Origin of the sequence: Pseudomonas qingdaonensis, assembly GCF_018398475.1 — a bacterium.
GTDB classification, from domain to species: Bacteria; Pseudomonadota; Gammaproteobacteria; order Pseudomonadales; family Pseudomonadaceae; genus Aquipseudomonas; species Aquipseudomonas palmensis.
The window spans coordinates 2,889,095-2,907,528 of sequence record NZ_CP074676.1; the positions used below are offsets into that span (position 1 = coordinate 2,889,095).

The following is an 18,434-nucleotide window of genomic DNA, read 5'->3' on the forward strand; positions in this document are numbered from 1 at the left end:
CACTCAGAACAGCCCCGAGGTCGGCGGCGGCGTGCCCTTGAGGTACCAGGTGCCGACCGCCGAGGCCTTCCAGTGGCGCGGGTTGTGGTTGGCCACCGTACGCGCGTTGCGCCAGTGCCGGTCGAGGTTGTGGCTGCGCCCGGTGGTGGACGCACCGCCCACATCGAACAGCAGCTCAGCGGCCCGCAGCGCCGATTCGGCGGCAATGTACTGGGCCTGCGCCACGTCGATGGCGGCCTGATCCACCGCCTGCGGGTCCAGTTGCAGGGCCCAGGCGCGGTCGATCACCGCTGCAGCCTTGAGCACCACCGCTTCGGCGGTGAAGGCGCGCGCGGCCACTTCGCCCACGCTCAGTTGCACATAGGGGTCGTCCACCGACTGGCTGGCGCTGCTGTGCTTGATCGGTCGCGCATGCTCGCGGGCAAAGCGCACTGCATCCTCCTGGGCATTGCGCGCGATGCCGGCCTCCACGGTGGCGAGGAACAACTGCAGAAACGGGGTGACGATTGTGCGCTTGCCCTCTTCCACGGTGCGCGGACGGATCTCGCTGGCCAGCACCTGCACATCGTTCAGGCGCGTGGTGCCACTGGCGGTCAGGCGCTGGCCCATAGCGTCGAAGTCGTCCACCAGCTCCAGGCCCAGGCGATCGCGCGGCAGCACGAACGACACCGGTCTGTCCTGTTCGTCCAGCGCCACGGCGCTGACCCAGTCGGCGTACAGCGCGCCCGTGCTGTAGTACTTGCTGCCGCTGACGCGAAAGTGCTCGCCATCGGGCACGATGCGCGCGCTGATCGCGCCATTGGCGCCGCCCACCTCCCAGCCTGCGTTGCCCAGCACGGCACCGTCCAGGTAGCGCGCGAACCAGCGCTGGCGTTCCTGCTCTGCACCGCTATGGTCGGCGGCCAGCAGCCCTTCGACGAAGGCAAAGCCCGGGCGCAGGGCCTGGGCCACATTGGAGTCCACCGAGGCCACCCGCAGCAGCAGGCCGATCACGTCGCTCACCGAGCCGCCGGGGCCACCGTAGGCGAGCGGGATGCGCACGGTATAGAGCCCTGCGGCGGCCAGCTGGCGTATGGCGTCATACGGCAGCTGGCGCTCACGTTCACGCTCGGCTGCACCGGCCGCAATCTCGGGAAGCAAGGCATCCAGGCGTTGATGCAGGTGCGCAACGCTGGTCAGTGCGTGTTGGGGGGCGTGTTTGGGGACTTCGGACAAATGCGGCATGGGCGCCTCCTTGGGCGTTTGAAAACTCTCAGGCAGATTCGGTAGCGGGTGTTTCGTCGAACTGGCCAGCGGCCTGGCGACTCCACAACCGGTGGTACTGGCCGCGCTGGCGCAGCAGCTGTGCATGGCTGCCGTCCTCGATCAGGCGGCCCTTGTCGAACACCAGGATGCGGTCCAGGTGCGCCACCGTGGACAAACGGTGCGCGACCACCAGCACGGTCTTGCCGTGCATGATTTCGTCGAGTTTTTCCTGGATGAAACGCTCGGTGAGCGAGTCCAGGCTGGAGGTGGCTTCGTCCATCACCAGGATCGGGGCGTTCTTGAGCAGCACCCGGGCAATCGCGATGCGCTGGCGCTGGCCACCCGACAACTTGACCCCGCGCTCGCCCACCAGCGAGTCGTAGCCGTGTTCCATGCTGTCGATGAAGTCGTCGGCGCCGGCGCGGCGGCTGGCATGCACCACGTCCTCGAAGCTGGCCTCCAGGCGCCCGTAGTGGATGTTCTCGCCGATGCTGCGGTGGAACAGGCCAGGTTCCTGGGGGATCAGGCCGATCTGCTGGTGCAGTGAATGCTGGGTCACTTCGCGCACATCGCGTCCATCCACCAGCACCTGGCCGCTGTTGACGTCGTACAGGCGCAGCAGCAGGTTGAGCAGGCTCGACTTGCCCGAGCCCGAGGTGCCCACCAGGCCCACGGTCTGCCCCGCCGGGATCACCAGGTTCAGGTGCTGGAAGATCGGCTTGTCGGGCGCATAGCCGAAGCTCACATCGCGAAACTCGATGTCGCCGCGCACCGGCGGAAGCGCCCGTGCGCCGGGAAGGTCCACCACCTCGTGGGGCCGCACCAGGGTGCGCACGCCGTTGGCGATGTTGCCGGTGGCCTCGAAGAACTCCAGAAAGCGCCGCGACAGGTTGCTCACGTCATTGATGATCAGCAGCGACAGGCTGGTGGCCATGACGAAGGTGGCGATGTCGATGCGCCCCACGTACCACTGCTGCAGCGCAAGCCCCAGCATGCCCAGCTTGAGGGCCACGCCGCCGGCCGACTGGAACCAGCGGATCTTCTCCATGTACCAGAACGAGCGGTAGGCCGCGTCCACCTCGCGGTCAAGGTAGTGCCCCAGGTAGCCGTGCTCGAAAGGCTGGCGGGCGAACAGGCGGATGTTGGTGAGGTTGCTCACCGCGTCCACCACCTTGCCGTTGCTGGTGCTGCGCGCCGCCGAATACTGCTGCGCCAGCGGGTGGCTGCGCCGCGCCAGAACATAGCAAACGCCAATGAACAGCAGCGACCAGCCGAGCATGAACGCGGCCAGCAGGCCCGAGGCGCTCCACAGCAAGGCGGTGGCCAGGCTCAGGGTCAGCGCCAGGCCGAGCATATCGAACAGCAGGATGCCCAGGGTCTGGTTGACCCCCAGCGCCACCTCGGCGATGCGGTGCGCCAGCGCCCCGGCGAACTCGCTGCTGACAAAGCGCTGGGAATGGCGTTGCAGGTAGGCGAACAAGGCATGGGTCACGGTTCGCCGCTGCAGCGGCAGCACCTTGATGTGGCAGGCGGCGGCGCTGCGGGCGCTCAGCAGTTCCAGCACCAGCAGCGTGCCGAACAGGCTCAGGGGCGCCACCAGCCCCGGCAGCGCGGCATGCACCGAGGCGGCCTCGGTCACCTGCCGGGTGATCAGGCCCAGCGCCCAGGGGATCAGCACCGCGCTGACCACGGCGATGCACTGCAACAGCAGGATGCTTGAGTACCAGACCTTGTAATTGCCGATGCACAGGCGCACGAAGGCCAGCGGCGTGTCCGGCAGGTGGTCGATCTTCCAGTGGTGCAGCCGTCGTCGCGGCGTGTGGCGGGTCGAGAAATGCAGGCTCATGGTTCAGATCGCCAACTTGAGGAATTCGAACGAGGTACGACGGCCGCTTTCCAGGTGCGGAATGGCCTCCAGCAAGGCCAGGGTGTAGGGATGCTGCGGGTGGTCGAACACGTCGCGTACCGCCCCGCTCTCCACCGCCACGCCGTCCTTCATCACCAGCACCTCGTCGCTGACCTGGTTGATCACCCCCAGGTCGTGGGAGATGAACAGGCACGCCAGGCCCAGGCGCTGCTTGAGGTCGTCGAGCAGTTCGAGGATCTGCGCCTGTACCGACACGTCCAGCGCCGACACCGGCTCGTCGCACACCAGAATCTGCGGCCCGGCGGCCAGCGCGCGGGCAATCGCGATGCGCTGGCGCTGCCCGCCCGACAGCTCGATGGGGCGCCGGTCGAGCAGCGCCGCGTCCAGGCGTACCAGGCCCAGCAGTTCCTCGGCCCGCCTGCGCCAGTCGGCGCGCTTGTGCCCGGCCACCTCCAGCGCCTCGAACAGCACGCGCTGCACGTTGTAGCGTGGGTCGAAGGAGCTCAGCGGGTCCTGGAACACCACCTGGATGCTGCGCCGCAACTGACGCTTGTGCGCCTCGGAAAGCTTCAGCCAGGGCTGGCCCTTGATCTGGATATCGCCGCTGTCGGGGGTTTCCAGGCCCAGGATCATGCGAGTGAGGGTGGTCTTGCCCGAGCCCGACTCGCCGACGATGCCCAGGGTCTTGCCGCGGCGCAGTTGCAGCGACACCTGGTTGACCACGGTGCGCATCTGCCCGTCCGGGCCCTTGAACGCCTTGCTCAGCTGGCGCACCTGCAACAGCGGTGGCTCCTGGGTCGGCGCCACGATGGCCAACGGCGTTCGTGCTGCCCCCGGCGTGCGCCGAAAGTGCACCGCCCGGCCGGCACGCAGCAGAAACTGCGTGTAGGGGTGCTGCGGGTCGTGCAGCACCGCCTCGACGCTGCCCTGCTCGACGATCACGCCGTTGTGCATCACCGCCACGCGGTTGGCCAGGCGCGACACCACCGCCAGGTCGTGGCTCACGATCAGCATCGCGGTGTTCTCGCCGCGCAGCGATTCGAGCAGGCTCAGCACCTGCGCCTGTACCGTGGCGTCCAGCGCGGTGGTCGGCTCGTCGGCAATCAACAGGCGCGGGTTGCAGGCGATGGCCGAGGCGATCAGCGCCCGTTGGCGCAGCCCGCCGGACAGTTGATACGGGTACTGGCGGGCGCGCAGTTCCGGCTGCGGCACGCCGACGGCGCGCAGCAGCTCGATCACCCTGGCCTGGCGCTGCGCGCGGTCGAGCCCGGTATGCAGCTGCAGCGGCTCGGCGATCTCCTTGCCCACCGGGCGCAAGGGGTCCAGCGCGCCCAGGGCATCCTGCATCACGAAGCCGATCTGCGCGCCGCGCACCTGGCGCCAGGTGCGCTCGTCGAACTCGCGCAGGTCGTGCCCGGCAAAGTCCAGGCGGCTGGCCTGCACCTGGGCATGGGCGCCGGTCAGCCCGGCCAGCGTGCGTGAGGTGACACTCTTGCCCGACCCCGACTCGCCCACCAGCGCCAGGCACTCGCCCTGGTGCAGCTGGAAGCTGATGCCCTTGAGGGTGGGCACGGCCTGGGCGCCAAAGCGCACGTGCAGGTCCTGTACATCGATAAGCGGTGCGCGACTCATGGGCGTTTACCTTCGCTGCGGCGCAGCAGTTCGCGGCCGATCGTACTGATCGAGACCACGGTCAATGTGATTGCCAGGGCGGGCCAGGCCACCAGCCACCAGGCGTTGGCCAGGTAGTTGCGGCCCACGGCGAGCATGCCGCCCCACTCCGGCTCCGGCGGCGGCGCGCCAAAGCCCAGAAAGCTCAGGGCCGCGCCCGAGACGATGTTGCCGCCGATGCCGATGGTGGCCAGGATCAGGATCGGCTTGATCGCATTGGGCAGTACATGGCGCAGGATCACCGCGTGCCGGCCCAGGCCCAGGGTGGTGGCGGCCTCGACATAGCCGGCACCGCGCACCACCAGGGCCTGTGCGCGCACCAGGCGTGCATAGCGCGGTACGCTGGCGATGCCCACGGCAATGATGGTGTTCAACTGGCCCTGGCCGAAGAAGGTGATGATCACCAGGGCCAGCAGCAGGTCGGGGAATGCCAGCAGCACATCCACCCCGCGCATCACCGCACCGTCCAGCCAGCGCGGGCCGAGCCCCGCCGCCAGGCCGAACAGGGTGCCCAGCAGCAGGCCGATGGCGGTGGCCGACAGGCCCAGCACCAGCGACGGGCGCACCGCGTACACCAGCCGGGTGAGGATGTCGCGGCCGTTTTCGTCTGTGCCCAGCCAGTACAGGCTGTCGGGGGCACGAAACGCCTGGCGTGCACTGGCCTCCAGCGGGTCGCCCGCCACCAGCCAGTGCGGCTGGATGGCCGCAATCACCAGCAGCAGCACGAACAGCCCGGCCAGCACCAGGCCCGGTCGGATGGCCCAGCGCCGCACCTTGCGCCGCCGGGCCACGAACAGCGGCTCGGCGGCAATCAGGCCGACGCTCGCGCTTTGATTGATGGGCGCCATGGGCACCTCCACAGGCTAGGGGTTGCGGCTCAGGGCGCCGGGTTCGGGGTGTGCGCGTGGATCTGCTCGATGCGCGCCAGGGTCTCGCCGCTCAGTTGCAGCTCAAGCGCGCCGATGTTCTCGCGCAGTTGCGCCAGGCTCGTCTGCCCGGTCAGGGCGCTGCTGACGAACGGCTTGCCGATCACCGCAGCCAGGGCCAGTTGCGCGGGGCTCACGTCCAGCTCGCGGGCCAGTGCCACGTAGGCGGCAATGGCCTGCTGCGCCGACGCGCTGTCGTAGCGGTTGAAGGTGCGGTACACCGATGACAGGCGCGAACCTTCGGGCCGTGCACCGCCCAGGTACTTGCCGGTGAGTGCGCCGAAGGCCAGCGGCGAATAGGCCAGCAGGCCCACCCCTTCGCGGTGGCTGAATTCCGACAGGCCGCCTTCGTACAGGCGGTTGAGCAGGCTGTAGGGGTTCTGGATGCTGACGATGCGCGGTAGCCCCAGCACCTCGGCCTGGCGCAGGAACTGCCCTACCCCCCACGGGGTTTCGTTGGACACGCCGATATGGCGGACCTTGCCCGCCTGCACCTGCTCGGCCAGCACCTGCAGGGTTTCGCCGATGGCAATGGCCTGCGGGTCGTCGACATACGGGTACTCGCGCTGGCCGAAGAAGTTGGTGCTGCGGTCGGGCCAGTGCAGCTGGTACAGGTCCAGGTGGTCGGTCTGCAGGCGCTTGAGGCTGCCGTCCAGCGCGGCGACGATGTTGGCGCGGTCGTGGCGGCTGAGGCCATCGCGGATATGTGTGCCGCTGCCGGGGTTGCGCGAGGGGCCGACGATCTTGCTGGCCAGCACGATATCGCTGCGCCGGCCGGTCCGGGCCAGCCAGGTGCCGATGAAGCGCTCGGTGCTGCCCCAGGTGTCGGCATGGGTCGGGGTCGGGTACATCTCGGCGGTGTCGACCAGGTTGACACCGTGGTCCAGCGCCAGGTCCAGCTGCTGGTGGGCGTCCTGCTCGCTGTTCTGGTGGCCCCAGGTCATGGTGCCCAGGCCGATGACGCTGACCTTGATGTCGCTGTTGCCCAGTGTGCGGTAGTTCATGGGGTGTGCCTCGCTAATCGGTTCAGACGGCCTCTGCCGCACGTTGGTACTGGCTGGCCGGGTACGGCAGGCCCAGGTGGTCGCGCAGGGTGCTGCCGGTGTATTCACGGCGGAACACCCCGCGCTGCTGCAGCAGCGGCACCACCTGGTCGACGAACACCTCGACCCCCGAGGGGAACATGTCGGGCATGATGTTGAAGCCATCGGCGGCGCCGGCGCGGAACCAGTGCTCCAGGGTGTCGGCGACCTGTTCCGGGGTGCCCACCAGCAGGCGGTGGCCCACCAGGATGCGCCGCGACAGTTCGCGGATGGTCAGGTTCTCGCGCCGTGCCAGGTTCAACTGGGCTTCGAGAAAACCGTGCGAGCCGCGCTCGAATTCGCTGACCGGGCCAATACGCTCCCACGGCAGCGGCGCGTCCAGGTCCAGCTCGTCGGGGGGCAGGCCGATGCGAAACGCCAGTTGCTGCACCAGCCCCGCCTCGCCGCTGTAGGCGTTCAGTTCATCGAAGCGCGCACGGGCTTCGGCCTCGGTGCTGGCGATCACGGTGGACAGCCCCGGCATGATCTTCAGGTGATCGGGGTTGCGGCCCCACTGGCGTGCGCGCTGTTTCATCTCCTGATAGAACGCCTGGCCGTCGGGCAAGGTGGTCTGGGTGGTGAAGATCGCGTCGGCATAGCGCGAGCCCAGGGCCTTGCCGCCCTCGGACGAGCCGGCCTGTACCAGCACCGGCCGGCCTTGCGGCGAGCGCGGCAGGTTGAGCGGCCCCTTGACCGAAAAATGCTCGCCCACGAAATCGATGCTGTGCACCTTGTGCGGGTCGGCGAACTGGCCGCTGGCGGCGTTGCCGATGATCGCGTCGTCCTCCCAGCTGTCCCACAGCTTGAGGGTCACGTCGATGAACTCGTCGGCCCGCGCATAGCGGTCCACATGGCGCGGCGCACCGGCCAGGCCGAAGTTCTGCGCGGCGGCGTCGCCGGCGTTGGTCACCACGTTCCAGGCCGCCCGGCCGCCGCTGATGTGGTCCAGCGAGCTGAAGCGCCGCGCCAGGTTGAACGGGTCGTTGTAGCTGCTGGACGCGGTGGCGATCACCCCGATGTGCCGGGTGGCCAGGGCCACGGCCGTCAGCAGCACGGTCGGTTCCAGGCGCCCGGCCGGGTGCTGGGCGATGTCGCCCGCCAGCGCCGGGCCGTCGGCGAGGAAGATCGCGTCCAGGCACCCCCGCTCGGAAATGCGCGCGATGTTGCGGTAGTACTCGACGTCGAGGTAGGCGTTGGCCGGTACTTCGGCCTTGCGCCAGGCGCTGGCATGCGCGCCGAAGCCGAGGATGTTCATGCCGATGCTCATCTGTCTTGCGGTCTGGCTCATGGCTGCTGCTCCTGAATGAAGGCGGTTACACCGCGCTGGCTTCGTCGCGCACGGTGGTGCCGTCCTGGGCATGCAGCGCACGCCAGGCAGCACCGGGGCTGACGCCGTTGAGGTAGTAGTTGCCCAGCGCGCGCTCGCGGTAGATCGCCGGGTTGTGCGAGGCCAGGGTGCGCGCATTGCGCCAGTGCCGGTCCAGGCGCCGGGCCTGGCTGGTGGCCGACGCGCCGCCCACCTCGAACAGCAGGGTGGTGACTTCCAGCACCTGCTCCAGCACGATCTGCTGGGCCTGGAAGGTGCGGATATCGGCCTCGACGTAGTCGGCTTCCTGGGCGCTGTCGTTCAGCTCGGCCTGGTGTACCCGCTCGAGTACCTCGGCGGCAGCCAGCACCAGGGTTTCGCTGGCATAGGCCAGGCTCGACAGGCGTCCGATCACCCGCTGCACCAGCGGGTCGTCCTTGGGGCTGGACTGGCCCGGCACGCCGAAGGCGCGGGTGCGGCCCTGGACGAAGGCGGTGGCATCGCGCAGCGCGGCGCGGGCGATGCCGGCCAGGGTGGCGAGGTGGAACAGCTGATAGAACGCCGAGATGTACGACTCGGCGCGCAGCTCGCCGGGCTTGAAGCGGCGCAGCACATGCTGCTCGGGCACCGCCACCTGCTCGAAGCGTGTGGTGCCGCTGCCGCTCAGGCGCTGGCCGAAACCGTCCCAGTCGTCTTCACGGGTCACGCCGGGGGCGTCCACTGCCACCACCACGCTGACGAAATCCTTGTCGTGCATGGCCACGGCCGCCACCCAGTCGGCGTAGATAGTGCCGGTGCAGTAGTACTTCTCGCCGTTCAGGCGCCAGCCCTCCTCGGCGGCCTCCAGGCTGACCGAGTTGGTGCTGCTGTCGCTGCGCTCGGCCATTGCCGCGCCCCACAGCTGCCCGGCCACCACCTTGGCGAACCAGTAGTCCTGGGACGCCGGTTCGCGGGCCGACAGCCGCCCTTCGACGAAGCCGAAGTGCGCGCGCACGATCTGCGGCAGGTTGGAGTCGGCCTCGGCCAGGTCGATCAGCAGGCCAAACAGCACCGGCAGGCTGATGCCGCCCCCCCCATGCGCCTGGGGCACGCGCAGCGCCGTGAAGCCGGCATCGCGCAGCAACGCCACGGCCTCGAAGGCCAGTTCGCGCTGCTGTTCTCGCGCCACCGCACCCTCGCCGATCTGTGCGAACAGCGGCTTGAAGCGCGCCTGCAGCGCAGTGTAGGAATTGGATTGGGTCATGACAGGTCCTTGCTTGGGGGTGGCATCACACGGCCTTGGCACGCGGGTCCACCCAGTGATTGATCAGGTCGACGAGAAAGTTCACGACCACGTAGATCGCCGCCGCCAGCAGGGTGATGCCCAGCAGCAGCGGCACGTCCTTGGATGTTGCGGCGTCGAGCATCAGCCGGCCGATGCCCTGGCGCGAGAACAGCAGCTCGATCACCACCGCACCGCCGAGCAGGCTGGCGAACACGAAGCCGGACAGGGTCACCAGCGACACCAGCGCATGGCGCAGCGCGTGTTTGAGGCGCACGCCGGTTTCGGACATGCCGCGGGCGCGTGCCATGGCGATGAAGGGTTGTTCGAGAATGTCTTCCAGTTCCTGGCGCAGTACCTGGCTGAGCACCGCCGCCACCGGCAAGGCCAGCGCCACGCTCGGCAGTATCAGCGCCTGCCAGCCGCTGGAGCCGGACGGCGGCAGCAGGTGCCAGCCGAATGCGAACACCAGCAGCAGGCCCAGGCCGATCACGAACGAGGGCGCCGACGACAGCACCAGCTCCGTGCCCGACACCAGCGAGCGCAGCCACGGCGCGCGGTTGGCGGTGAGCACCGCGACCAGCACGGCCAGCAGCACCGCCAGTACCGCCGCGGCCAGCGACAGTTGCACGGTGGCGCCCAGTTGCCCGGCGATGATCTGCCCCACCGGGATGCGCAGGCGGTACGACTCGCCCAGGTCGCCCTGGGCCAGGCGCCCCAGGTAATGGCCGTACTGCACGATCAACGGCTGATCCAGGCCGTATTCGGCGCGCACCTGGGCGATCAGCTCGGCACTGGGCATCGCCTCCGGCCCGCCGAGGATGGCCAGTGCCGGGTCGCCGGCGCTCAGGTTCAAGGCCAGGAAGGTCAGGGTCGCCGCGCCCCAGAGCACGCCGATGCCGGCCAGCAGCCGACGGAGTATCAGGCGCAGGGTGTTCATCGGGCCTCCTGGTCGAGCCATACGCTGGTGAAGAACGGGGTGTTGTGCGAGGTATCGAAGATCACGCCCTTGACCGCCTTGCGGTAGGCCACCAGCACATGGCTCTCGTACACCGGTACGGCCGGCACGGTTTCCACCAGGCGTTGCTGCGCGGTGCGGTACAGCGCGGCCAGCTCCACCGGGTCGGTGGAACGGCGCGCCGCCGACAGCGCCGCATCGAGGGCGTCATCGCGAAAGCGCCCGGCGTTCTGGCCGATGAGCTTGGGCGTGCTGATCGCATTGCTGTGGTAGAGGATGTACAGCCCGTCGGGGGTGTTGGTGTGCCAGTAGCCGCCGGCGATTGCCTGAAAGTTGCTGGCATAACGGCGCTCGGTGACCTGGGCCAGGGGCAGCAGATCGATGGCCAGCTCGAAACCGACCTTCTTGAGGTCGGCCTGGATGGCCACTGCCACGCTACCGGGGAAGGCGCCGGTCTCGTACATCAGCAGGCGCGCCGACAGGCGCTGGCCGTCCTTGACCCGGTAGCCCCTGGCGTCACGTTCGCTCCAGCCGGCCTGGTCGAGAATGCGGTTGGCCTCGGCCACGTCATAAGCCAGCACATCCTTGAACGCGGGGTCGTAGTAGCGGGTGTTGGCGGCCAGGAAATCGCCCTTGGGCTGGTACTCGCCAAAGCCGGTGATCCAGGCCAGGCCGTCGCGATCGATGGCCTTGGCCACGGCACGGCGCACCTGCACGTCCTGGAACGGGAACTGCTCGACGTTGAAGGTCAGGCTGCGAAACGGGTTGGCCTTGCGGATGCGGCTGCTCATCTGCAGGTCGGGGTTGCTGCGAATGGCCCTGGCGTTCTGCGCCGGCGCGTCCACGGTGAAGTCCGACTGGCCGGACTCGAGCGCGCTGAAGCGGATCATCGGCTCGGGCACGATGCTCAGTTCCAGGCGGTCCAGGTAGGCCTCGCCGTTGTGCCGGGTCACCGGGGGCGCCCAGTTGTAGCCCTTGCGTTTGACAAAGGTGGCGCCCTGGTCGCGGGTGTAGCTTTCCAGCACGAAGGGCCCCGAACCGATGGCATGCTCGGCGATGGACTTGGGCGCCTCGAGGATCTGGCGCGGCGAGATCATGCTCAGCCAGGACTGCGCCAGCACGTCCAGGAACGGCGAATAGGGTTCGCGCAGGTGCGCCTCGAAGGTGTACTCGTCGACGATGCGCCCGTCCACGTAGGGCGCGATGTACGCGGCGGCCAGCGGCGACTTGGTGGCCGGGTCGCGCATGTGCTCCAGGTTGATCTGCACGGCGCGGGCGTTGAATTTCTCGCCGTCGCTGAAGGTCACGTCATCGCGCAGGTGGAAGGTGTAGGTCTTGCCGTCCGGCGAGATGTCCCACGACTTGGCCAGCCACGGCGAGATGTTGCCCTGCTCGTCCTGGTACAGCAGGCAGTCGAACAGGATGCGCCCCAGCCACTGCACGTTGCCGTGGGAAATCGAATGCACGTCCAGGGTGGTGGTGTCGGACGCCGTGGAAATGCGCAGCGTGCCGCCCGGCTTGCCTGGCGCGGCTTCGCGGTAGTCCTCGGCGGCGTAGCTCAGGCTGCCGTCGCGCAGCACGCCGTCGGCGCTCGATACGCTGTTGCGCGGCGCTTCGCTGGCCGGTTTGCAGGCGCCCAGCGCCACCACGCTGGCGAGTACGGCCAGGCGTGCGAGCCTTGTGATCAGGGTCATGTGCTTCCTCCGCCAGCACCGCGTGCAGGTGCACGTCGGCGCTGGCCGCGCTGGCTTAGAAGTTGTAGGTCACGCCGGTGAAGGCGCCGAAGCCGTCGCCCGGGTACAGCGACGCGACGTCCCTGCCCTGGGAGTTGTAGGTCGGCAGCACGGCGGTCACGTAGTCCTGGTCGGTGATGTTCTTCAGGTCCAGGTACACCTGCCAGGTCTTGCCCGGGTCGTCGTAACCCAGGCGCGCGCCCCACAGCGTGTAGGACGGCGCGTAGAAGCTGTTGGCGTAGTCCACCGACGTCTTGGAGGCGGTGCGCACGTTGACCCCGGCGTAGAAACCGCTGGCCCACTGGTACTGCAGCTCGCCCTGATACACGTGCTTGGGCAGGCCCGGCAGTTCGTTCTTCTTGAACAGCGGGTCGTTCTCGTAGTGGAAGTCGTTGAGGGTGTAGGCCTGGCGCCAGGTCAGGCTGTCACCGTTGGCGCCTTCCCACAGGCGGGTGCTAAGGCCGGCCTCGATGCCCTGGTGGATGGTGGGCGTGGCATTGGAGGTGGACACCACCGCGGCAGAGGTGGCGGTGGCCGGCAGCACTTCGACGTTGAGCAGCTCGTTCTTGACCCAGGATTTGTAGAACGCCAGGCTGCCGTCGAAGATCCCCGACTTGCCCTTGATACCGAACTCCACGGTGTTGGCCGCTTGCGGCACCAGTGGCTTGGCGTAGTTGCTGGTGACCCCCGAGCCGGAGCTGGACCAGGAGCTTGGCGGGTCGATGGTGCGGCTGGCGTTGGCGAACAGCTGCACGTCCGGGGCGATGTAGTAGCGCAGGCCGATACGCGGGGCCAGCTTCCACTCGTCGTACTTGTAGTGGCTGGGCAGGCCGCTGGTGTTGGGGCGGTCGCTGTAGGTGACGTTGATGTCACGCTTGATCTCGATCGCCGACACGCCGGTGGCCAGGTACAGGTTGTCGGTCAGGCCCAGGTCGTTGCCCAGGGTGAACACATGGTCGAACGAGCCGTCGTACTCGACCTGCTTCTGCAGAATGCCCAGGTCCTTGTCGCCCTTGTAGGTGCGTGCGCCGGAACGGATGTGCTGGGTGCTGCTCCAGCCCGCGGTGGTGGTGCTGGGCAGGCCGAACAGCTGGTCGGTGCGACTGTACTTGAGCGAGTAGTTGATGTCGCGCCAGTCCCAGTAGTTGGGGTTGACGGTGCTCTTGCGGCTGAGGAACTGCGGGTAGTTGTGGTACACCAGCCCGGCTTCGAGGGTGGCATCGTCATCGAAGGTGTAGGTGGTCTTGCTGCCGACCCAGGTCGAGCCGCGCTTGGTGGAGTCGCCACGGGTGGCGTAGGTGGCGGCGTTGGTCTGTTTGGAGTTCTTTTTGAGCTGCGCCAGGGTCAGGGTGCCCGAGTTCTCGTGGTATTCCTCGCGGTAGCGGATGTACAGACGGGTTTCGAGCTTGGGGTTGAAGCGGTAGCCGAAGTTGCTGACCACCCCCTTGGCCTTGGTGAAGGTGAAGTCCTGGTAGCCATCGCGGCGAGCGTTGTCGACGCTGACGTAGTAGTCGGCATTGCCGGCCACGCCGCCGGTGCTCAGGGTCTGCTTCTGCCAGCCGAAACTGCCGCCTTCGAGCTTGATGCGGTTGCCCGGTGCGGTCAGCCCGGAGTTGGTCACGAAGTTGATCGCGCCCCCCAGTGAAAGTGCGCCGTATTCGAAGGCGTTGGCACCGCGCAGTACTTCGGTGTAGTTCAGGCCCTGGGTATCCAGAAGTTCATAGGGCGTGCCACCGGCGCCGGTCAGTGCAAGGCCGTCGAAGAGAAACTTGGTGCCTTCGCGGAAATAGCCGGGCGAGGTATTGGCGCCGGAGCCGCGAATGGAAATCTTGATGGCGTCGTTGCCACCGGCAGCTTGTGCGTAGACGCCGGGCTGGTACGCCAGGGTGTCTTCCAGGGTGGCCGAGCGGCCCTTTTCGACTTCAGCCTGGGTGACCAGGCTGGTACCGCCGGCGACCTCGTCGAGTTTGCTCTGCGCCGCCTGCACAGGGCTCTGTTTGGCGGCCTGCACGGTGACCGTACCCAGGCGCTTGTCGCCGCTGGTGTCGGTGTCGGCGGCCGAGGCCAACGGGATGAAGGTTAATATTGCGCTGCTTACAGCGAACAGGGATGAATGTCGCAATACTGCCGAAGTTGCCCAATGCACGCGTTTCAAGGTCTTGCTCCCCACCTGATTAAAATTAGGCGAGTTTCTATTGGTATAGTCAATCTCACAGGGACTATTGCAGCGAGCGTGCCAACTGGCGAAGTGCCTTGTTTAAAGGGGTTTAGTTATAAAGCGGCAAGTAATCGGGTGTTGTATTCGAGGGCTAGTGTCGGGAGGGTGTTGCCAGGCGAACAGTTGCCAGTTGCTGATCTATGTATATAACCGGCAAGGCCGGCGCCTACAGGTTGGCCGCTATCTGTAGGCGCCGGCCTTGCCGGCGAAGCAGCAGTGGGCTTGTTACAGACCCTGGTGCAAGGCCCACAGCCGAGCGATGTCCCGCGCCCTGTCGCGTAGCAAAGGCGCCGCCTGCTCGCACGCCTGCTGCAGGCTCATCGGCCCGCTGGTCAACGCAAATGCCGCATCGATGCCATGCTCATACAGCGCCTGGTAGCCCTCGCCCAGGGTGCCGGCAATCACCACCACCGGCACGCCGTGACGCCTGGCTATGCGCGCCACACCGAACGGGGTCTTGCCGCGCAGGGTCTGCGCATCGAAGCGCCCCTCTCCGGTGATCACCAGGTCGGCACCGCGTACCGCCGCCTCCAGCCCGGCCAGCTCGGCCACCACTTCGACCCCAGCACGAAACTGCGCGCCCATGAAGGCCTTGGCCGCAAAGCCCATGCCGCCCGCTGCGCCACAGCCCGGAAACGCCCGAACGTCTTCCTCCAGCAGGCCGGCGCAATGGTCGGCAAAGTGCCCCAGTGCATGGTCGAGCAAGGCGACCTGGGCGGGGCTCGCCCCCTTTTGCGGGCCGAAGATCGCCGAGGCACCATTGGCCCCGCACAGCGGGTTGTCGACGTCTGCGGCCACTTCCACCTGCACGTCGAGCAGGCGCGGGTCCAGCCCGCTGCTGTCCAGCCGGGCCAGGTGCGCCAGGGCCAGGCCGCCCGGTGCCAGTTCAGCGCCCTGGGCATCGAACAGCCGCAGCCCCAGCGCTCGCAGCATGCCACTGCCGGCATCGTTGGTGGCACTGCCGCCGATGGCCAGGATGATGCGCTGTGCCCCGGCATCCAGCGCCGCGCCGATCAGCTGCCCGGTGCCATAGGTGCTGCTGCGGCATGCATCGCGCTGGGCGAGGCCGAGCAGTTGCAGGCCGCTGGCCTGGGCCATTTCGATGATGGCGGTGTGGCTGTCGGCCAACCAGCCCCAGTGGGCCAGTACCGGTGTGCCGAGCGGGCCCTGCACCTGCAGGCTGCGCTGTTCGCCGCTGCAGGTCGCCACCAGGGCCTGCAGGGTGCCCTCGCCGCCATCGGCCATCGGGCAACTGACCAGCTCGGCCTGTGGCAAGGCATCGGCCAGCCCCCGAGCGATGGCAGCGGCCACGTCTTCGGCGCTCAGGCTGTCCTTGAACGAGTCGGGGGCGATGACGATTTTCATGCGGTGTGCTCCTTATCCAGATGAGCTGCATGCTGACAGTTGCGCCGGCGGCGGGCGTCGGTCGGATGCACAGGCGGGCGCAGGGTTATTTGTTCAGTTGGACAATGCACCGACCAAGCGGCCCGCACAGGCAATCAACTGTTCACGGGCAACAACTGCAACCCCAGGTACAGGCTCAGCATCCCTTCCAGCCGCATCGGGTCCACCCCGCTCAACTCGGCCACCCGTTCCAGTCGGTAACGCAAGCTGTTGCGGTGAATGCCCAGCGCCTCGGCGCACGCCTGGCTCTGCCCGTCGTGGGCGCACCAGGCCCGCAGGGTGGCCAGCAGCTGCCCGTTGCTGTCCTTGGCACGCAGCCGTTGCAGCGGTTGCAGCAGTTCGTCCAGTGCATCGTCGTTGCGATGACGCCACAACAGCGCCGGCAGCCGATAGCGCGCCAGGGTCAGCAGGCGCTGGCGGGGCAGTACCTCGCGCCCGTAGGCAAGCAGGTCGCGCACCCGACGATAACCGCGGCGCAGGTTGTCCAGCCCTTCGGCCGGGCCAGCCACTGCCAGGCGCTGCACGGTCCAGCCCTGGGCCTGCATCTTGTCCAGCAGGCGCTGTTCGTCCAGCGCCACCGTCGCCGGGCGGCACCACAGCAACGACTGACGTGCCGGGCTCACGCACCAGCTGTCGGGGTAGCGCAGCATCAGCCAGGCCGCCAGCGGCTCGGCCGCCGGGCCCTCCTCCAGCTCGAACAGGCACGGGATACGCGTGAGCTGGGGTTTGAGCCCCAGTTGCCGAGCCTCGTCCACCAGCCGGGTGGCGTCGCTGTTGCCGCCCAGCAGCAAGGCCAGCAGGTCGTCGCAGCGCTGCTTGCGCCATTGCTGCTGCACTTGCAGGTGCCGTTGGGCCAGCAGCATCTCGGCGGTCATGCGCACCAGTTCGGCGTACGTGCGCACCTGCTGCGGGTCGCCGGTGATGCCGAGCACGCCGATCAGGCGCCCGTCCAGCAGCAGCGGCAGGTTCACACCCGGCTGCACGCCCTTGAGGCACCTGGCGGCCTCTTCGTCGAGCTCGACGATGCGCGCGTTGGCCAGCACCAGTTGCGCGCCTTCGTGGCGGGTGTTGATACGCTGCGCCTCGCCACTGCCCAGGATCAGCCCCTGGCTGTCCATGACATTGACGTTGTAGGGCAGAATGGCCATCGCACGGTCGACGATATCCTGTGCCAGGTCGTGGTCGAGCTCGAACATGGGCGGATCCTTGTGGTCGCAATGGTTGGTCGAGGGCACAGCGGTGCAGCGCAAAGGCTGTGCAAAAGCACAAAGACAGCGTCCTCTGGCTCAAACAGACTCGTCATGACAACTGCCTCGACGCAGTTGCGGCGATAAACATAAAAACAGAGAGAGAATCATGTCATACCGCCCTGCCCCTGACCAAGGCCACGACATCGACCGCAACGCGCTGTACCGGCGCATCACCCTGCGGCTGATCCCGTTCATCTTCATCTGCTACCTGTTCAACTACCTGGACCGCGTCAACGTCGGCTTCGCCAAGTTGCAGATGCTCGACGCGCTGAAGTTCAGCGAAACCATCTACGGCCTGGGTGCCGGCATCTTCTTCATCGGCTACGTGCTGTGCGGCCTGCCCAGCAACCTGGCGCTCAACCGCTTCGGGCCACGGCGCTGGATCGCGCTGATGATGATCGCCTGGGGCACGCTGTCGACCTGCCTGCTGTTCGTCACCACCCCCATGGAGTTCTACGTGCTGCGCCTGTTCACCGGCGCCGCCGAAGCGGGGTTCTTCCCGGGTATCGTGCTGTACCTCTCGCGTTGGTTCCCGGCGCAGCGGCGCGGGCGCATCATGGCGCTGTTCATGTCGGCGATCCCGGTGTCGGGGCTGCTGGGCGGGCCGTTCTCGGGGTGGATTCTCAACCACTTCGCCGCCGGCCAGGGCGGCCTGGCCGGCTGGCAATGGATGTTCCTGATCCAGGGCGTGCCTACCGTGGTGCTCGGCTGTCTGGCGATCGTGCTGCTCAGCGATGGCTACGCCAAGGCCGGCTGGCTGACCCCGGCGCAGCGCCAGGCGGTTGAGGCCGACCTGAACGCTGACGCGGCGGCCAAGCCGAAAACCGCCAGCGACAGCCTGCTGTCGGTGCTGGCCAACCCGTTGATCTGGACCTTCGGCTTCATCTACTTCTGCATCCAGAGCGGCGTGTATGCGATCAACTTCTGGCTGCCATCGATCATCAAGAACATGGGTTTCGACGATGCCCTGCTGATCGGCTGGCTGAGCGCCATCCCGTACCTGCTGGCCGGGCTGTTCATGCTGCTGGTGGGGCGTTCGGCAGACCTGCGCAACGAGCGGCGCTGGCACCTTGTGGTGCCGATGCTGATGGGCGCGGTGGGGCTGCTGATGGCGGTCAACTTCGCCCACAGCCCGGTGATCGCGATTCTGGGCCTGAGCATCGCGACCATGGGCGCGCTCACCGGCCTGCCGATGTTCTGGCCGATGCCCACTGCCCTGCTCACTGCGGGCACTGCGGTGGCGGGCCTGGCGATCATCAACTCGGTGGGCCAGATGGCCGGGTTCCTCAGCCCGTACCTGGTGGGCTGGATCAAGGACCAGACCGGCTCGACCGACGTGGCGTTGTATTCGCTGGCGGGGTTGATCGTGGTGGGCAGCCTGGTGGCGCTGCGGGTGTCGCGTTCCAGCTGACGACCGCTTCGCCGGCAAGGCCGGCTCCTACGGGCCTGAGGGCCGTTCACACGATTGTGCGGGAGCCGGCCTTGCCGACGAAGCTTTCAACCCTGTAAAACA

The 18,434-nt window shown here is 67.5% G+C and carries 13 protein-coding genes; 1 reads left to right on the top strand and 12 read right to left on the bottom strand.

The window, feature by feature from the left end:
* Nucleotides 1–3 precede the first annotated feature (3 nt).
* From KH389_RS13160 to KH389_RS13215, 12 genes are all read right to left on the bottom strand, one after another.
* Nucleotides 4–1,224, bottom strand: a complete 1,221-nt coding sequence (locus KH389_RS13160) for an acyl-CoA dehydrogenase family protein (RefSeq protein ID WP_043862769.1) — start codon at nt 1,222–1,224, stop codon at nt 4–6.
* A gap of 28 nt (nt 1,225–1,252) precedes the next feature.
* Nucleotides 1,253–3,091, bottom strand: coding sequence for an ABC transporter ATP-binding protein (locus KH389_RS13165; protein ID WP_116054009.1), 1,839 nt, complete (start codon nt 3,089–3,091; stop codon nt 1,253–1,255).
* Between the two features lie 3 nt (nt 3,092–3,094).
* On the bottom strand, nt 3,095–4,744 hold the full coding sequence (locus KH389_RS13170) for a dipeptide ABC transporter ATP-binding protein (protein ID WP_058540182.1): 1,650 nt from the start codon (nt 4,742–4,744) through the stop codon (nt 3,095–3,097).
* Nucleotides 4,741–5,631 carry an ABC transporter permease gene (locus KH389_RS13175; protein ID WP_063611979.1) on the bottom strand — a complete coding sequence of 297 codons (891 nt, stop codon included), beginning with the start codon at nt 5,629–5,631 and terminating at the stop codon, nt 4,741–4,743. The genes KH389_RS13170 and KH389_RS13175 overlap by 4 nt, the downstream gene beginning before the upstream one ends.
* Nucleotides 5,632–5,660: 29 nt before the next feature.
* Nucleotides 5,661–6,713 (bottom strand): NADP(H)-dependent aldo-keto reductase, encoded by a 1,053-nt coding sequence (locus KH389_RS13180; RefSeq protein WP_100632764.1) that lies wholly within the window; start codon nt 6,711–6,713, stop codon nt 5,661–5,663.
* A gap of 22 nt (nt 6,714–6,735) precedes the next feature.
* On the bottom strand, nt 6,736–8,079 hold the full coding sequence (locus KH389_RS13185) for an LLM class flavin-dependent oxidoreductase (RefSeq protein ID WP_054914522.1): 1,344 nt from the start codon (nt 8,077–8,079) through the stop codon (nt 6,736–6,738).
* 25 nt (nt 8,080–8,104) lie between these two features.
* Nucleotides 8,105–9,340: an acyl-CoA dehydrogenase family protein gene (locus KH389_RS13190; protein ID WP_104572449.1), complete on the bottom strand. Its 1,236-nt coding sequence runs from the start codon at nt 9,338–9,340 to the stop codon at nt 8,105–8,107.
* 25 nt (nt 9,341–9,365) lie between these two features.
* The gene (locus KH389_RS13195; protein ID WP_054914524.1) at nt 9,366–10,298 is read right to left on the bottom strand and encodes an ABC transporter permease; all 933 of its coding nucleotides are present in this window, start codon (nt 10,296–10,298) and stop codon (nt 9,366–9,368) included.
* Nucleotides 10,295–12,010: an ABC transporter substrate-binding protein gene (locus KH389_RS13200; protein WP_116054012.1), complete on the bottom strand. Its 1,716-nt coding sequence runs from the start codon at nt 12,008–12,010 to the stop codon at nt 10,295–10,297. The genes KH389_RS13195 and KH389_RS13200 overlap by 4 nt, the downstream gene beginning before the upstream one ends.
* Nucleotides 12,011–12,065: 55 nt before the next feature.
* Nucleotides 12,066–14,195, bottom strand: a complete 2,130-nt coding sequence (locus KH389_RS13205; RefSeq protein ID WP_244988725.1) for a TonB-dependent receptor family protein — start codon at nt 14,193–14,195, stop codon at nt 12,066–12,068.
* A gap of 297 nt (nt 14,196–14,492) precedes the next feature.
* A complete protein-coding gene (locus KH389_RS13210; RefSeq protein ID WP_054914526.1) occupies nt 14,493–15,632 on the bottom strand; it encodes a glycerate kinase in 1,140 nt (379 codons plus the stop codon).
* A 134-nt stretch (nt 15,633–15,766) separates the two neighbouring features.
* Nucleotides 15,767–16,867 carry a sugar diacid recognition domain-containing protein gene (locus KH389_RS13215; protein ID WP_213607468.1) on the bottom strand — a complete coding sequence of 367 codons (1,101 nt, stop codon included), beginning with the start codon at nt 16,865–16,867 and terminating at the stop codon, nt 15,767–15,769.
* A 160-nt stretch (nt 16,868–17,027) separates the two neighbouring features.
* On the opposite strand from KH389_RS13215, the gene KH389_RS13220 reads away from it, so the two are divergent.
* Nucleotides 17,028–18,332 (top strand): MFS transporter, encoded by a 1,305-nt coding sequence (locus KH389_RS13220; protein ID WP_078480999.1) that lies wholly within the window; start codon nt 17,028–17,030, stop codon nt 18,330–18,332.
* The last annotated feature ends 102 nt before the right edge of the window (nt 18,333–18,434 follow it).

Coding starts and splice junctions, on each gene's coding strand:
- KH389_RS13165 (WP_116054009.1), bottom strand. CDS start 3,091: ATGAGCCTGCATTTCTCGACCCGCCACACGCCGCGACGACGGCTGCAC.
- KH389_RS13215 (WP_213607468.1), bottom strand. CDS start 16,867: ATGTTCGAGCTCGACCACGACCTGGCACAGGATATCGTCGACCGTGCG.
- KH389_RS13175 (WP_063611979.1), bottom strand. CDS start 5,631: ATGGCGCCCATCAATCAAAGCGCGAGCGTCGGCCTGATTGCCGCCGAG.
- KH389_RS13200 (WP_116054012.1), bottom strand. CDS start 12,010: ATGACCCTGATCACAAGGCTCGCACGCCTGGCCGTACTCGCCAGCGTG.
- KH389_RS13190 (WP_104572449.1), bottom strand. CDS start 9,340: ATGACCCAATCCAATTCCTACACTGCGCTGCAGGCGCGCTTCAAGCCG.
- KH389_RS13160 (WP_043862769.1), bottom strand. CDS start 1,224: ATGCCGCATTTGTCCGAAGTCCCCAAACACGCCCCCCAACACGCACTG.
- KH389_RS13185 (WP_054914522.1), bottom strand. CDS start 8,079: ATGAGCCAGACCGCAAGACAGATGAGCATCGGCATGAACATCCTCGGC.
- KH389_RS13180 (WP_100632764.1), bottom strand. CDS start 6,713: ATGAACTACCGCACACTGGGCAACAGCGACATCAAGGTCAGCGTCATC.
- KH389_RS13210 (WP_054914526.1), bottom strand. CDS start 15,632: ATGAAAATCGTCATCGCCCCCGACTCGTTCAAGGACAGCCTGAGCGCC.
- KH389_RS13195 (WP_054914524.1), bottom strand. CDS start 10,298: ATGAACACCCTGCGCCTGATACTCCGTCGGCTGCTGGCCGGCATCGGC.
- KH389_RS13220 (WP_078480999.1), top strand. CDS start 17,028: ATGTCATACCGCCCTGCCCCTGACCAAGGCCACGACATCGACCGCAAC.
- KH389_RS13170 (WP_058540182.1), bottom strand. CDS start 4,744: ATGAGTCGCGCACCGCTTATCGATGTACAGGACCTGCACGTGCGCTTT.